Origin of the sequence: Sphingomonas sp. (assembly GCF_036387595.1) — a bacterium.
Lineage (GTDB): Bacteria > Pseudomonadota > Alphaproteobacteria > Sphingomonadales > Sphingomonadaceae > Sphingomonas.
Window position 1 is genome coordinate 64,652 of record NZ_DASVTL010000078.1, and the last position, 15,715, is coordinate 80,366.

At 65.9% G+C, this 15,715-nt stretch carries 14 protein-coding genes; 3 read left to right on the forward strand and 11 right to left on the reverse strand.

Annotated features, from left to right (window positions below; all coding sequences use genetic code 11):
- Positions 1-2: 2 nt before the first annotated feature.
- The 3 genes from VF643_RS08130 to VF643_RS08140 are packed head-to-tail and all read right to left on the reverse strand — an operon-like array spanning position 3 to position 2,419.
- Complete coding sequence (locus VF643_RS08130; protein WP_331042881.1) at positions 3-869, reverse strand: dioxygenase; 867 nt, start codon at positions 867-869, stop codon at positions 3-5.
- A 36-nt stretch (positions 870-905) separates the two neighbouring features.
- Positions 906-1,529 carry a malonic semialdehyde reductase gene (locus VF643_RS08135; RefSeq protein ID WP_414713828.1) on the reverse strand — a complete coding sequence of 208 codons (624 nt, stop codon included), beginning with the start codon at positions 1,527-1,529 and terminating at the stop codon, positions 906-908.
- 29 nt (positions 1,530-1,558) lie between these two features.
- Complete coding sequence (locus tag VF643_RS08140; protein WP_331042883.1) at positions 1,559-2,419, reverse strand: fumarylacetoacetate hydrolase family protein; 861 nt, start codon at positions 2,417-2,419, stop codon at positions 1,559-1,561.
- 91 nt (positions 2,420-2,510) lie between these two features.
- Between VF643_RS08140 and VF643_RS08145 the strand changes: the two genes are divergently transcribed.
- Together VF643_RS08145 and VF643_RS08150 are read left to right on the forward strand one after the other, a co-directional pair.
- On the forward strand, positions 2,511-3,734 hold the full coding sequence (locus VF643_RS08145; RefSeq protein ID WP_331042884.1) for a malonyl-CoA decarboxylase domain-containing protein: 1,224 nt from the start codon (positions 2,511-2,513) through the stop codon (positions 3,732-3,734).
- Between the two features lie 16 nt (positions 3,735-3,750).
- A complete protein-coding gene (locus VF643_RS08150) occupies positions 3,751-5,241 on the forward strand; it encodes a malonyl-CoA synthase (RefSeq protein WP_331042885.1) in 1,491 nt (496 codons plus the stop codon).
- A gap of 18 nt (positions 5,242-5,259) precedes the next feature.
- On the opposite strand, the gene VF643_RS08155 is transcribed toward VF643_RS08150, so the two are convergent.
- From VF643_RS08155 to VF643_RS08180, 6 genes are read right to left on the reverse strand one after another with little or no spacing between them, the layout of a single operon-like run.
- Complete coding sequence (locus VF643_RS08155) at positions 5,260-6,051, reverse strand: ABC transporter permease (protein ID WP_331042886.1); 792 nt, start codon at positions 6,049-6,051, stop codon at positions 5,260-5,262.
- The gene (locus VF643_RS08160; RefSeq protein ID WP_331042887.1) at positions 6,048-6,884 is read right to left on the reverse strand and encodes an ABC transporter permease; all 837 of its coding nucleotides are present in this window, start codon (positions 6,882-6,884) and stop codon (positions 6,048-6,050) included. The genes VF643_RS08155 and VF643_RS08160 overlap by 4 nt, the downstream gene beginning before the upstream one ends.
- Positions 6,885-6,887: 3 nt before the next feature.
- Positions 6,888-7,889, reverse strand: coding sequence for an amidohydrolase family protein (locus VF643_RS08165; RefSeq protein WP_331042888.1), 1,002 nt, complete (start codon positions 7,887-7,889; stop codon positions 6,888-6,890).
- A gap of 2 nt (positions 7,890-7,891) precedes the next feature.
- On the reverse strand, positions 7,892-8,899 hold the full coding sequence (locus VF643_RS08170; RefSeq protein ID WP_331042889.1) for an ABC transporter substrate-binding protein: 1,008 nt from the start codon (positions 8,897-8,899) through the stop codon (positions 7,892-7,894).
- 2 nt (positions 8,900-8,901) lie between these two features.
- Positions 8,902-9,669, reverse strand: a complete 768-nt coding sequence (locus tag VF643_RS08175; RefSeq protein WP_331042890.1) for an ABC transporter ATP-binding protein — start codon at positions 9,667-9,669, stop codon at positions 8,902-8,904.
- A 10-nt stretch (positions 9,670-9,679) separates the two neighbouring features.
- On the reverse strand, positions 9,680-10,858 hold the full coding sequence (locus tag VF643_RS08180) for an acyl-CoA dehydrogenase family protein (RefSeq protein WP_331042891.1): 1,179 nt from the start codon (positions 10,856-10,858) through the stop codon (positions 9,680-9,682).
- A gap of 126 nt (positions 10,859-10,984) precedes the next feature.
- Here VF643_RS08180 and VF643_RS08185 point away from each other — a divergent pair, with 126 nt between their 5' ends.
- On the forward strand, positions 10,985-11,500 hold the full coding sequence (locus tag VF643_RS08185; RefSeq protein ID WP_331042892.1) for a MarR family winged helix-turn-helix transcriptional regulator: 516 nt from the start codon (positions 10,985-10,987) through the stop codon (positions 11,498-11,500).
- Here the strand turns inward: VF643_RS08185 and VF643_RS08190 are convergent.
- Together VF643_RS08190 and VF643_RS08195 are read right to left on the reverse strand one after the other, a co-directional pair.
- Complete coding sequence (locus tag VF643_RS08190; protein ID WP_331042893.1) at positions 11,497-13,842, reverse strand: TonB-dependent receptor; 2,346 nt, start codon at positions 13,840-13,842, stop codon at positions 11,497-11,499. The two genes, VF643_RS08185 and VF643_RS08190, sit on opposite strands and share 4 nt — an antisense overlap.
- A 117-nt stretch (positions 13,843-13,959) precedes the next feature.
- Positions 13,960-15,708 carry an acyl-CoA dehydrogenase family protein gene (locus VF643_RS08195; protein ID WP_331042894.1) on the reverse strand — a complete coding sequence of 583 codons (1,749 nt, stop codon included), beginning with the start codon at positions 15,706-15,708 and terminating at the stop codon, positions 13,960-13,962.
- Positions 15,709-15,715: the final 7 nt, after the last annotated feature.

A 15,715-nucleotide genomic window follows, 5' to 3' on the forward strand; every position in this document is an offset into this window, starting at 1 on the left:
CATCATTCCGCGGTCAGGATCAGGTCGAAATCGACGCTCGAATAGCCGCCGTCGACCTGGCCTGACAGGGCCAGCCCTCCGGGAAAGCTGCCTGCCGGCTGCGGGACATAACGCATCACGAGATCGCGCCGCACGCCGAACACCGTATCTTCATCCAGATACGGATCGTCGTCGGGAAACACCTCGGTCACCAGCGTGCGAAAGCCGTCGGCGGTGACGATGAAGTGGAGGTGCGACGGACGCCAGGCGTGGCGCCCGCTCGCGCGCAGCAGCTCGCCCGCGGGTCCGTCGGTCGGCACTTGATAGGGAACCGGTCGCACGGTGGTGAAGGCATAGTGCCCGTCGTCGTCGGCGGTCAGCAGGCCGTGGAACGAGTAGGTATCCTGATCCGGATCCTGGCTGGAATACAGGCCGTTCGGCGCGGTCTGCCAGATGTTCACCGCCGCGCGGGGCACGGGCCGGCCCGACGCATCGCGGACCTGCCCGCGGACGAGCACGACTTCGCCGGCGAATTGCCCCTTCAGATCGCCGCCGTTGGCAAGCGCGGGCGCGCCGGTGACATGGAACGGCCCGAGCACGCTCGAACTGGTGCCCGCCGGCGTCGAATGGATCATGTCGACCAGCGACGACACGCCGAGCACGTCGGAAAACAGCACGAACTCGTTGCGCTCGGGCGTGGTGATGCGACCCGCCCAGCCGAGCAGTTCCAGCCCCTTGCGCCATTCGTCATGCGTCAGCCGGGTTTCGAGCACGAACGCGTGGAGGTGCTGCGCGAGCGCGCCCAGAACCTCGCGCGCGCGCGGATCGCTCGCATCGTCGAAATAGCCGCGGAATACCTGGGTGATCGTTTCGGGAGTCAGGTCACGCATGGCGGGCGTCCTTGCGACAGGCGGAATGCGGTCATGCTATCGTACCGAACAGGCGGCGGCGAACGGCAAGCGCGGCAGCTTGGCGAACAGCGCGGTCTCGTCCGCATAGCCCAGGTTGCAGAGGAAATTGGATCGCACGCTGGTCCCTGCGAAGAACGCATCGTCGACCACCGCATTGGAAAAACCACTCATCGCGCCGACATCGAGGCCGTATGCCCGCGCGGCAATCATGAAATACGCACCTTGCAGTGTCGAATTGCGGAACGCGGTTTCCTCGGCCAAGGCGGGATTGTCCGCGAAGATGGCCCGGCGCTCGTCGTGCGGAAACAACTCGGGCAGCAGCCGCCAGAACTCGCGGTCATAGGCGATGATCGCGGTGACGGGTGCGTCTGCCATCTTGGCGAAATTGGCCGGCTTCACCGCGGCACCGAGCTTTGCCTTGCCCTCGGACGACTGCACGAAGACGAAGCGCGCCGGACACGAGTTCATGCTGGTCGGCCCCGCCGCGGTCGCGTCGTAGATTGCCTGGAGCAATGCGGGGTCGATCGGGCGTGCGGTCCAGGCATAATGCGATCGCGCGCTGCCCAGGATGATGTCGATCGCGTGCGCATCGAGCACGGCGCCCTTGGCCCGTGCGGCGCGCACATTGTCCCAGGCCATCCTGCGGTCGGCTGGTTCCGCTAGCGTCGTCACCGCGCGGGCTCATCGACGATCGGGCTGGCGCAGATGCCGATGCGCTCGATCTCCACCTCCACCGTCTCGCCCGTAACCAGCCAGCGCGGCGGCGTGCGGGCGTGACCGACACCCGGCGGCGTGCCCATCGCGATCAGGTCGCCGGGCTCAAGCGTGGTGTATTCGGAAATGATCGCGATCGCTTCCTCGACCGACCACATCATGTCGGCCGTGTCGGCGCTCTGGAGGATTTCGGATCCGACCCGCGATTCGATCTTCAGCCCGCGCGCGCCTTCGGGCAGTTCGTCCGGTGTCACGACGATAGCGCCGACCGCCCCGGTCGCGTCGAAGTTCTTGCCCGGCGTCCATTGATGCGTCTTGCGCTGATAATCGCGCACCGACCCGTCGTTGAAGACGGTATAGCCGAACACATGCCCCAGCGCCTGATCGCGCGCGATATGACGCCCGCCGCGGCCGATCACCACCATCAGTTCGACTTCATAATCCAGCCGGTCGGAACAGGCGGGACGGACCATCGCTGCGCCGGCCGGCATGATCGACGTCGTGCTGCGCATGAAGATCGCCGGATAATCCGGGATGTCGTAGCCGCCTTCCTTGACGTGATCGACATAGTTCAGCCCCAGGCAGATGATCTTGCCCGGCCGCTCCACCGGCAGGCGCGGTGTGATGCGGGCGACCGGAATGGCCGGCGCGCCTTGCACCAGCGACACGATCTCCCCGCCTGCGACCCGTCCCGCCGCAAGTGCCGTCAGGTCCGTCCCGATCCGCTCGTCGAGCGCGGTCAAGTTCGTCGCCGCGTCGCCATCGATCAGGAACACCGCATTGCGACCCTCCAAGCTGCCCACCATCAACCGCATGCCAATCTCCATTGTTGCGGCAAAACTATAGATTGAACTTGTCGTGTCAACGAATATCGATATTGTGGCCGCCGACGGGGAGTGTGGAACGATGCAGTCCGGATCGTTCAAGGACATGATCGCGACGCTGTTGGAGCGCCGCTTCAAGCCCGCGCGCAAGAGCGACGACGGGCCGATCGAGCTACTGTGCACTGCGTTGCTCAGCGAAACGGGCGACATCGCGACCGTCGGGATCGGCCGCCAGATTCTGGGGCGCTACCGGGCCATGACGGCGGGTGAAAAGGCACGGTTCTTCGGATATCTGGCACGCGATCTCGACATCGACCCGTTCGCGGTCGCGGCGTCGGCGAGCAGATATGGCCAGGAACGTACCGCCGAACGCCTCGCTGCCCTGCTCGAAGCCGCCGAACCTTGCCGGCAGGAACTGCTGCGGCGGCTCAACCGTGTTCCGGGGGCGACGCCACTGCTGGTCGCCATGCGGTGCGATCTGTTCGCCGCCATGCGCGACGATCGCGACCTTCGCCGCATCGACCTCGACTTCGCGCATCTTCTGTCGTCCTGGTTCAATCCCGGCTTTCTGGTTCTCAAACGGATCGGATGGGACAGTCCGGCGGACATCCTGGAAAAGATCATCGCCTATGAAGCGGTGCACGAGATCGGCGACTGGGAAGAGCTGCGGCGCCGCATCCACCCCGACGATCGCCGCTGCTTCGCCTATTTTCATCCCAGCATGCCAGACGAGCCGCTGATCTTCGTCGAAGTCGCGCTGGTAGCGGCCGTTCCGCGTTCGATCCACGCGGTGCTGGCGACGGCACGAACCGCGCTGCCGCCCGACCACGCGACCACCGCGGTATTTTATTCGACATCGAATTGTCAGGAGGGGCTGCGCGGCGTCTCCTTCGGCAATTCGCTCATCAAGCAGGTGGTCGAGGATCTCGCGCGTGAGTTTCCACAACTCACGACCTTCGTCACGCTGTCCCCGATTCCCGGCTTTCGCGCCTGGCTCGACGCTCGCGGCGATACGAAGGTCGGCGGCTGGCGCACCGCGGCGGCACGGTATCTCGTCGATGCCAAGCGCGCGGATGGCTTGCCGATGGACGCCGTAGCGCGATTCCATTTGGCCAACGGCGCGATTCTTCATGACATTCAAGCCGATGCTGACCGATCCGACAAGGGTATGGAGCAATCGCATGGCCTGATGGTCAATTATCGCTACGACCCAACGCGGCTGGAGGCGAATATAGACGCGTATTTCGGCAAGGCGTCTGTCGCGCGATCCCCGCTGGTCGCCGACCTGCTGAAGATGCCGGCATGACACGCCTGGAGGGGCCATGACCAACACCTTGTTCGATGCATTGTTCGGCCCGCGCCAGGCAAGCCCGCGGCCGTTCCTGATCCCGCGACACGGCGATCCGGTCACCTATGGCGCGTTCCTCGACCGGTCCGCGCAGCTTGCCGGGCTGTTCGAGCAGCTGGGCGTGGAGAAAGGCGACCGGATCGCGGTGCAGGTTGCCAAGACGCCCGAGGCGCTGGCGATCTACGCCGCCTGCGTGCGGACGGGAGCAGTGCTGCTGCCGCTCAACACCGCCTATACCGCCGACGAAGTCGCCTATTTCATTGCCGACGCGCAGCCGCGGCTGCTGATCGCCGATCCCGGGTCCATCGACGCGCTTGGCGGACTCGCCGCGCGACATGGCGCGACGCTGCTGACGCTGGGCGCCGATGGGACCGGCACGCTGACCGATGCGGCCAACGCCCATGGCACCGATCATGGCGTGCGCGCGTGCGAACCGGACGATCTGGCGGCGATCCTCTATACGTCGGGCACTACCGGTCGGTCCAAAGGGGCGATGCTGTCACATCGCAACCTGCTGTCCAACGCACAGGTTTTGGCCGAGCTATGGCGGTTCACCGCGGACGACGTCCTGCTCCATGCCTTGCCGATCTTCCACACTCACGGATTGTTCGTCGCGGTCAACACCTGCCTCGCTGCGGGCGCATCCATGATCTTCCATCCCGGCTTCGATACCGACGCGGTCATGGACGCGCTGCCCCGCGCGACCGCGATGATGGGAGTCCCGACCTTCTACACGAGGCTGCTGCAAAGCCCGGCGCTGACCCGCGATCTGGTCGGCCACATACGGGTCTTCATTTCAGGCAGCGCGCCGCTGCTGGCCGAGACCCACCGGGAGTTTTCCGTGCGGACGGGGCACCGCATCCTGGAACGCTACGGGATGACCGAGACGAACATGAACACGTCCAATCCCTATGTCGGCGAACGCAAGCCCGGCACCGTCGGACTGCCGCTGCCGGGCACCGAGGTGGCGATCACCGATCCCGACACCGGCGCCGAACTGCCGCACGGCGAGGTCGGGATGATCGAGGTCCGCGGGGCCAACGTGTTCCGCGGCTATTGGCGCATGCCCGAAAAGACCGCCGACGAACTTCGCGCCGACGGATTCTTCATCACCGGCGATCTGGGCTGCGTGGATGCCGACGGCTATCTGGCGATCGTGGGACGGCAAAAGGATCTCATCATCTCGGGCGGCTACAATATCTACCCCAAGGAGATCGAGCTGCTGATCGACGAACTGCCCGGCGTCGTAGAATCCGCGGTGTTCGGTGTCCCCGACGCCGATTTCGGCGAGGCGGTGGTAGCGGCGGTCGTCGCCGACGGAGCAAGCGCGGAAGACGTCATCGCGGCCCTCCGGCCGAAGCTCGCCCGGTTCAAACAGCCGAAGCGGGTGATCCTCCTCGACGATCTGCCCCGCAACGCGATGGGCAAGGTCCAGAAGGCCGTGCTGCGCGACAGCTATTCCTAGAACCCCCTCCCGAAGCGCTCATTCCTGAAAGGATCGCGCTCCCCGGTGCCAGGCGAGCCAGCGATGCTCGGCGGCGGAAAAGAGCATGTTCAGGCCGTAGCCGAGCAGGCTGAGCAGCAGCAGCGCCGCCCACAGGCGCGGTAGCGCGAAGCTGGCCTGCGCATCGACCAGATAGCCGCCGATACCGTTGCTGGCGCCGACCAGTTCGCTGATGATCGTGACGACCAGTCCGACCGATACCGCCACCCGCATGCCCACCACGATCGACGGCGCGGCGGCTGGCAGCAGGATGCGCCACATCGCCTGGCCACGCCGGATCTGATACGCCGCGGCGGTCTCGCGCATCGTCGGATCGACCGCGCGCGCGCCATCGACGGTGTTGATGAGGATCGGCCAGACGGCGGCGCTGACGATCAGCGCGATCTTCGATGTGTCGCCGAGGCCCAGCAACAGGGTCAGCGCGGGGATCAGCGTCGCTCCCGGCAGCGAACGGAAGAAACCGATGAACGGATCGAACCCGCGGTAGAGAAGCGGGTAGGCCCCGAGCACCAGGCCGGCACCGACCCCCAGCACCACCGAAAGCGCAAAGCCCAGGATAAAGCGCCACAGCGTCTGGCCGATGGTTAGCAACCCCGCGGTGGAAAGAAAATCGCGGCCAAAGGCTGCGGCGATCTTGTCCGGGGTGGGAAAGAAGATCGCCATGGTCGTTCCGAAAAACGGCACCAGCCACGCGGTCAGTGCGTACCACAGCGCAAGCAGCGCGATGATCGACGCAAGTTCGATACGAACCGCTCGCCCCCGGGTCATCATGGCTGTTCCTCGCGGTGAGCGGCGTGCCAGGGCATCAGCCGTCGTTCCATCCGCGCCAGCAGCGATCCCAGCAGCATTCCCTGAACGCCGATCAGCACGAGCAGCGCGTACATGCCGACATAATCGCCCGCCTGATCGAGCTGAAACACCAGGATGCCAAGTCCGCCGCCGCCGCCAAGCGCGACTTCGGACGTGATCGTCACCAGCAGCGCTATCGACGCCTGGATACGCACCGCGGTGGCGATGCCCGGCAGTGCGCTCGGCAGCACGACCCGCCGGATCACCGCCCGACGGCCAAGCCCGAACGAGCGTGCGGTCTCGATCGCGGTCGGGTTCGTGTCGCGCACGCTGTAGGCGGCCTGAATGAAGACCGGCCAGATCGTGGTGAAGCAGACGAGAAACGCCTTGCTGAACGTCGATGGTCCCCACAGCAACACGACCAGCGGGATCATCGCGACGGTCGGGAGTGGGCGCAGGAACTCCACGAGCGGCCGGACGACATGCCACGCCACCTGGCTGCGTCCCGCGACCAGCCCGGCCGGAATCGCGATGGCGAGGCCGATGGCGAAGCCGTAGAGCGCGGCGCTCCAGGTCGCCGCGGCATTCGCCCACAACGACGGCTGCGCGAGCAGGCGCACCACGCCGACCGCGACGTGCGAGGGGCGCGGCAGATACCGGCCGTCCACCACGCCGCCCGCAATCAGCACCTCGATCGCCAGCAGCACGATCGCGACCGTCCAGAAAGGCAGTCCGCCGCGGACCCAGCGGGGCCAGGACCGCGGTCGCTTGGGTGCGCGGCTGGCGACGGACCGCAAGGGGAGCGCGGTGGCCATGCTTCAGGCGAACGCCGCTACCTTGGCGAAGCCGAGCAGCTGCGCGGCATTCACTTCGAGGATATTATGCTTTTCGGTCTCGGTCAGGTGAACCGAGTCGGTGATGTAATCGACCGCAAGAATGGGGTCGATCCGCGGCGAATCGCTGCCGAGCATCATCTTGTCCGCCCCGAACAATTCCTTGGCAGCGAGCAGCACCAGCGGCTCCTCGATCACCGACGTGTCGAACCAGAATTTGGCGTAATGGCTCGCGACGCCGCCCAGCTCGGCATATTCCTGCGGATTCTGCTGCTGATAGCCGTGGTCGAACCGGTGCGCGAAGAAGGGCAGTCCGCCGCCGGTCGTCGAGATCAGGAAGCGGATATCGGGGTAGCGGCTGGTGACGCCGCGAATGATAAGCCGGGTCGCGGCGACCGCGATTTCGGCGGGGCTGCAGAAATCGGGGCCGAGATGATATTCCTGCGCGCCGGGCACCGACGCCATCTGCACGCCGGGATGGAGAAAGACCACGGTCTTGCGCCGGTTCAACTCGGCCCACACCGGCTCGAACCGCTCGTCGTCGAGCGGCAGGCCGTGCGCGGAGCAGCCGATCACCACGCCGACTTGCTCGCTTTGGCCCAGCACGCGGTCGATTTCGGCCAGGGTCGCGTCGATATGGGGGAGCGGCAGACACGCGAAATACGAGAAGCGGCTGCTGTTGGCCGCCGACAGTTCGGCATAGAGATCGTTGGCGAACCGCGCCGCCGCGACGGCCGACGCCTGATTGCGAAAATATGGCTGGTAGGCGCCGATATCGAGGATCTGGCGGTCGCACCCGGCTTCGTCCATGGCCGCGAACCGCTCCTCCAGCACCCCTTCCAGTCCGATGGCGAACCGCTTCTCCCAATATTTGCGCCGGTGAATTCCCAGCACCTGCAGCCCGACGAGTTCCTGGAAACCGCCAAGCTCGTCGAGCTTCTCGAACAGCTTGGGCGAGTGGAAATGGGTATGGACGTCTATGCGCATGGCTAGGATCCTCGAGGCGGGATGGGCGATCGGCAGGTCCGGGGCGCGATGGCGTGGCCGGAATAGAAGAGGTCGGAAAGCCGGGCCACCGGCGTGTGCGTGAAACCGTACCGCAGCGTGTAGTCGGCGATCGAGCGGATCGCGTCCATCTGGAAGCACCGGCTCCACGCGGCGAGCGGCACCCGTGCCGCCGCCTGACGATCGGGGACGATCTGCGGAAAGTAGCGCGGCATCGCCGCGCGCGCCTCCGCCGGATGCTCGGCGGCATATATGGTCGACTTTTCCGCTGCACGGATGAACGCCTTCAGCTGGCGCGGATGGCTGTCCGCCCAGACGGTGTTCACCGCGATCGGCCCCAGCGGATGGCCGAGCGCGGTCTCGGCTATCGGATCGCCGATCTTGCGAAACCCGGCGGCTTCGGCCTTGGGCACCAGGCCCGGGGACACCGATGCCGCGTCCAATTGGCCGCGGCCGAGCGCGGGCACCGCCTGTGCGGTCGGCATGGTGACCAACTGAATTCTCGCTGAATCGCCGCCGTTGCGATCGACCGCGCCGCGCAGATAAAGTTCGCTGCCACATTTGCGGCAACTGGTGTTGACCTTGCGGCCTGCCAGATCAGCCCAGCGGCGAATGGGGCTGTCGGGGCGGACATAGACGCCCTGGAACGCCACGTCCGCGCGATCCGGGCTGCTGTGGACGGTCGTCACCCATTGGATCGGCAATTGCTGCTCGCGCGCGATCAGGCCGGTGACGACATCGACGTTGGCGAAGTGGACGGTGTTGCTCAGCAATGCGCTGACCGCGGCGTCGCCGCGCGGAACGTCGATGAAGCGCACCTTGATGCCCTGTTCGGCGAAGAACCCCTTCGCTTCTCCCAGCCGCAGCGCGACCAGGTCCGGCACCGGCAGCAGCCCGACGACGACGGTATTCGGGTCGTCGCTGGCGCTGGCGCAGCCCGCCACGAGCAGGCACAGCAGCGACCCAAATACCGCTGCCGGCGCACGCGCCACGTTCAATGCCCCTCGACCATGGCCACGCCCTGTTTGCGCACGCCAGAGAACACATGCGCGCGCAGCCGGGTGAATTCGGCCAGTTCCTTGGTCGCGACCTGATCCCGCGGGGAAGGCAGATCGACGACGATTTCTTCCTTCACCCGCGTCGGCCGTCCGCTCAGCACCAGCACGCGATCGGCAAGAAACACCGCCTCGTCGACATCGTGGGTGACGAGCAGCGTGGTCATCCCGAAGCGGTGATGGATGTCGAGCAGCAAGTCCTCCAGGTCGGCGCGGGTCTGCGCATCGACCGAGGCGAAGGGTTCATCCATCAGCAGGATCTCGGGCCGGTAGGCGAGCGCCCGCGCGATCGCCACGCGTTGCTGCATCCCGCCCGACAATTGCCACGGGTAATGCTCGGCGAACCCCTCGAGCGACACCGCGCCGAGCGACTCGCGCGCGCGTTCCTCGATTTCGGCGCGTGGCAGCCGCTGGTTGACCAGCGGCAGCTTGATGTTGTCGGCGACGCTGAGCCACGGCATCAGCGACGCCCGATAATCCTGAAAGACCAGCGCCATCTGCGCGGGCGGCCGGGTGACCCTGGCGTCCGCCAGGATCACGTCGCCCTCGGCGGCCATCAGCCCCGACAGGCAGCGCAGCAAGGTCGTCTTGCCGCATCCCGACGGTCCGACGATGCAGACGAACTCGCCGCGCGCGACCGAGAAGCTGATCCCGTCGAGGATCCGCGCGGACCCGTAGGATTTGGCAAGGCGATCGACGCGCAGCATCGGCCCGGCGTCAGGCGGCGGGCGCGGCGTGCGCCGCCACGATCGCCGAACCGTGGATCGCATAGGCCGCGTCGCTCACCAGAATATGCGCCTGTGCCACCTTGATGTCGCGCAGCGTGCCCTCGATGACGTTGGGCAGGAACGCGGCCTTTGTTCCAGCGCGCCGGAATGCGGTATCGGCGCAGGCGAGCGCCACGTCGGTGATGTGCACCGCAATCGCGCGGCCATGCGCGGACACGACCGGATCGGCGCTCTGTTCGGTCGTCAGCGTCTCCAACGTGGTGTAATATTCGAGCATCAGCGCCGACGCCGCCTCCAGTTGCACCGACAGGCGGCTCACCTCGGCGGCGACGATCTCGCGCGTGGCAAGTGCGGGGCCGAGCCGCGCGGCCTGTTCGGTCAGCAGCGCCAGCGCGCGCCGTCCGATCCCCCAGGCAAAGGCTGCATGCTCGTAGATCGCGATCAGGATGCCCGGCCGCCCGTACAGGCGGTTGCCGCGCAGCTGGACCCGGCCGACGTTGGCGATCGCGCGGTCGGCGGGGATGTGGTAATCCTCCAGCGAGAAGTCGATGCTGCCGGTGCCGCGCAAGCCAGACACGTTCCAGTTGTCATGCCGCGTAACGTCTTTCTGCGGCACGACGATCAGCAATTCCAGCTTGGAGTCGTCGTCGAGCTTGACCGCGCAGACGATCCAGTCGGCATTGTGGAAACCGCTGCAGAACCGCCACCGGCCGGTGATCGCGTAGCCATCCGCGGTGCGCCGCGCGGTGCCGCTGGCACCCGCGACGAAGGAGACGACGGGCGGCCCGTCCGCGAATATGGCGGTGAGTGCGGAACTGGGGAAATAGGCAGCCAGTGTGCCGACGCCGTTGTTGTGCACCATCGCGCACCATGCGGTTGCCGAATCGGCCTCGGCCAGCGCGGCCAGCACCTTGCACTGGGTCGCGATCGAGGCTTCCATGCCCCCCATCTCTTCCATCAGCCGCATGTTGAGCAATTGGTGCCGCTTGAGCAGCGCCAGACTCGCCGGCGACAGATGCTGCTGCGCCTCCGATTCCGCGGTCGACGCCTGCAACTCCTCACGGATCGACGCGACGCGGCGCAGCAGTTCGCTGCACAGCCGCTCCTCGTCGGCTGCGGGTCGCAGTTCCTCGTTTCGGTCCGGAAGACGTGCCAGCGACGCGACCATGTTTGATTTCCCTTCTCGGTTCTGCGAAGCGACGCAGGAATCACTATCGACTAACAGTTATCTGAGATAATAGTTATTGGTTGAAATGTCAACCGCGCGTTCGGCGTGGAGACCAAAGGATCGATCATGGCTCAACCCGAACGCCCCCGGCGCGGCGTCATTCGTGACAGTGCGCCAACCGCAGCAGATTCCGACTATCATTTCGGCGTCTTGACGACGCTGAGCGGCTTTGCGGTCCGGTGCATGCATCAATATCTCGTTGCCGGGCTTGCGTCGGTGGTCGAGCAGGAAGGATTGAAGCCGCACCAGTTCACCGCCTTGTCGCTGATCGTCGACAATCCCGGCATATCGCAGCGCGACGTTGCGCAGGCGTTGACGATCAAGCCTTCGAACATGGTGCCGCTGATCGACGAGCTTGAACTTCGCGGTTTCGTCAAGCGCAACGCCGCCGCCACCAACCGCCGCAGCTATGCGCTGACTGCGAGCCGCGACGGGCGGCGCTTTCGGGACCGGGCACTGGCAGTGATTGCTGGTCATGAGGAGAACCTGCTGCGTTTTCTGAACGACGACGAGCGCGCATTCCTTGCGGGTCTGACGCAAAGGCTGGATGCCCATGTCCGCGGCAGACCCGCCTCGGACTAGAAATTGACCTGTCCGCGAATGCCGGCATAGCGGCGGAAATCACGCGCGATCTGCTGGGCATAGGCAGGGCCGTTGCCCGCGAACGTGCCGTTGAAGGTGATCGTGCCGACGCGGTATTGCTGATCGAACAGGTTGTTGACGAACAGGCTGAGTTCGAACCGCCCGTCGCCGGTGGTGAAGCCCGCGGCGGCTTCGGCGATCCCGTAGGCCTTCTGGACGCGCAGCGGATCCTGCGACACGTCGAAATTGACCTTGGACTGCCAGACATAGCCGAGTTGAACATGCGCCCGGTGCTCGCCGACGTCGAACTCTTGCCGCGCGGAAACGGTGTAACGCCAATCGGGCGCGTTAAGGAACGGTCTGCCGTCGAGCACCTGATAGGTGAGCGCCGGGCTGGCCTGCGTTATACATCCGAGCGCCGCGGTCTGACCCGGGTAGCAATTCGCATCGGTCCGCACGAACCGCGCGTCCAGATACGTCACGCCGCCGCTGATCGTGAGTCCCTGCGTGGGTGCCGCGGTCAGTTCCAGCTCGACACCGTCGATGCCGACCGTGCCGGCATTGGTCAGTGCACGCAGGCCGTCGCTCGGGCGCGTGATCGTTGCCTGATAATCCTCGTACCGCGTCCGGAACGCCGCCAGGTTCACGCGAACGCGCCCGTCGGCGAACTGGCTTTTCAACCCGATCTCATATTGCTCCGACGTCATCGGATTGGCGGGGCCGTTGTTGAACTCGGCGATGGTCAGGCTGGCGCCGCTGTTGGTGGCCTTGCCGGTATAGCCCGTGGCGTAGCTGGCGTAGGCCAGCACGTCCGACGTGGCCTGATACGCCAGCGCCAGTTTGCCGGTGAGCGCATCGTCCTTATAGTCATAACCGCTGTTGAGGGGCGGCGCCGTCGTCCGGTCGAAATCGAAGCGGTTCTTTTCGTTGATGTAGCGCAAGCCCCCGGTGATCGTGAATTTGTCGGTCGGGTGGACGTTGATCTGGCCGTAGAGGCCGATGTTGCGCGTATCGACCGACGCGAAGGCCAGCACCGGCACCAGCGCCGGCGTAGGCGTGATGACCCCCGTCTGCTGATTGATCGCGCCGACCGGTATCGTCGCGATGTTGTAACCGCGGCGATCGAGCAGGTTCGAGACGAAGCCGTCGAAATACAAGGCGCCCGCGACATAATCGACAAACCCGCCGGCGGGCGACGTGACGCGCAATTCGTGCGTCCGCGTCTTGCTCTTTTCGGTGTTCAGGAATTGCAGCAGGACTGCGGCACGGGTGTTGTCGGCGTCGAAATTGCTGACGTTCCTGAACCGACGTAACGCGTTGAGAAATGTAAGCGTGTGATCGCCGATGTCGAGGTTGAACTCCAGCGACGCGCCGTAATTCGTCTGCCGCGCGAACGAGGCGACGTCGTTGTCGACTTGATCGTTGCCGGCGCCGATATCGACCTGCGGCCGGGGCACCTTGGTGCTGGTTCCGATCGTGAACAGCGGCGATGCGCCCAGCGTGGAATTGAGCTTGTTATAATCCGCGGCCAGCTTGATCTCGAAGCCTTCGGTCGGGCGGATCGTCATCTTGGCCCGCCCCGAATAGGCATCGCCGCCATTCAGATTGTCGCCGGTGAAGACGTTGCGGACAAAGCCGTCGAGCGTGCGCGCAAGTGCCGCGACGCGGATCGCCACCTTGTCGGAGATCGGCTGCGAATAGATCACGCTCGCACGATACTCGCCGTCCTGCGCGATCAGCGCCGACGCGCTGCCCTCGACCTTGTCGAAGCGGGGATCGTTGGTGACGACGTTGACCACGCCCGCGACCGAGTTCTTGCCGAACAACGTGCCTTGCGGACCGCGCAGGATCTCGATCCGCGCGATGTCGATCAGGTCGCCGAATGCCGCGCCGGGTCGTTGCAGGACGACCCCGTCGACCACGGTCGAGATACTGGAATCGACGCCGACCGAACTGTTGTCCGAACCGATGCCGCGGATGCGGATCGAATTGTCGCGTGCCTCGAACCCGGAAGTGAAGGTAACGCTGGGCGCGATCGCGCCGATCTGGCTGATGTTGACCAGCCCGCGCTCCTGCAACGCTTCACCCGATACCACGGTGACCGCCACGGGCACGCGCTGCACTGATTCCTCGCGTCGCTGGGCGGTGACGATGATGTCCGCAAGGCCGACCTTGTCCTGGGGTGCAGTGCTGGTGGTCGTGTCCGTGGTTGCCGCCGTCGTGGCATCCTGCGCCCATGCAGCCTGCGGCAACAGCGAAGCACCTGCAAGAAGGCAGGCAAGCCACCGTCGCGCCGCGAGGCGGGTAGGCAATTGGCGGCGCTTTAGAATCGTCCTGTTCATAGCTGTCCCCTCCTGGGATGAGAACCGCCGACTCTTGCCGGTCTGTCGTTCAGTTATGCAGTAACACTGTTATCAATTATAATGTCAAGCCGCTTGCGTGCGGCAGTGCGAGAGGGGTTAAGCTCGCGCAGCGGCGACCCGAATTTGCGCGAACGGCGCCAGGCTCCCGGCCGCGCGTTCGATCTGCGTGGCGAGCATCGCGGCGCGCGCATCGATGTCGTGAAGATGATGTCGCCCCGCTGCGATCAGGCGCCGGTGCGACGGGCTGCCGTCGTCGTCGAGCGCACACAGGCGCGCGGCGATCCAGCCTGTCGCGGCAAGCGCTGCCAGGTGCAGAAAGGCGGTCGCTCCCGCGTCTCGGCCATGCGTGTCAGCGGCCATGCCCGACAGATGCACCGCCGCTGCGTCAAGATACCCGAGGCACGCGCCATAACGCTTGGCCTCACCGGCGGGGCAGGCGGCCAGCGACGCATCGGCCCCGCGGCGAAACACGTCGAACCCGCGTCGGTCGCCGCGCAGCAGCCGTCGGTGCAACAGATCCAACGCCTGGATACCGGTCGTGCCCTCGAAGATCGTCAGGACGCGCGCATCGCGCAGCGCCTGTTCGACCGGCCACTCGCGGGTATAGCCCGCACCGCCCAGCACCTGCATCGCCGCGCTCGCGGTATCGAATGCGATCTCGCCGCCCGTCGTCTTGACGATCGGCAGCAGCCATTGGACCAATGCCGCGGCATCCATCCGCTCTGTCTCGTCCGTGGCACGTGCCGCGATCTCGGCCAGGTTCGCAGCCTCCAGCACGAGGCCGCGCATCGTCTCGACCGCCGCGATCATGCCGAGCAACTGCCGCTGCACGTCCGCGTGCTCGGCGATTCTGACTGCCTGAGCAGACGTACCGCCCTGGCGGCGTTCCTCGGCATAATGCAGCGCCGTATCGGCACACCCGCCCGCGATCGCCAGCCCCTGCACGCCGACCGACAGCCGCATATTGGTAATCATCACGAACATCTGTGCAAGGCCGCGGCCCTCGGTGCCGATCAACTCGGCCACGGCACCTTCGAAGCCGAGCGCGCAGGTCGGCGATCCGTGCAGCCCCATCTTGTGCTCGATACGGCGGACCGAGACCGCGTTGCGCACCGGACCTGCCTCGGTGTCCACGACGCTCGACACCATGAACAGGCTAAGACCGCCCGCACCGGGTGCCGCGCCCGGCGTGCGCGCCAGCAGACAATAGCCGATGCGCGGCGTGAGATCGTGATCGCCGAGCGAAATCCAGCATTTCTCCCCCGTCACCTGCCAGCGGCCGTCGTCTTGCAGGATCGCCTGCGTTCGGATGCGCCCGACGTCGGACCCCGCCTCCACCTCCGAAATCGTGATCGCCGCGCCCCAGGCGCCCGTGGCGAGCGACGGCAGCCATTGGGTCTGGAGCGCGGGGCTCCCATGCGCGGCGATCAGCTTGGCGGCGGCCCGCTGCGGCACCGACATCATTCCGAAGGCGGGGCACGCGCGGTCGAACACCTCCTGCGCGGCCACTGCGACGATCAGCGGCAGGCCCTGACCGCCGGCCGCGACGGGCTGTTCCAGCGTCGGCCAGCCTGCTGCGACGAACGCCGCCCATGCCTGGCGGTGACCGTCCGCAGTCGTGACGCGACCGTCGATCAGCGTGCAACCATGCGCGTCGATGCCGTCGTTCAGCGGCGCAAGATGCAGTTCGGCGAATTTCGACGCCTCGTCCAGAATGGCAAGGATCGTCTCGGCATTCGCCGCGGCGCATTCCTCATCCGTCGCACGCACGCGCGCGATGCTCGGGGTCGCCTCGATATGCGCGGCGATCAGCGCGGTGTCGACGACCGGATATTGCGCTCTCATCTGCCCT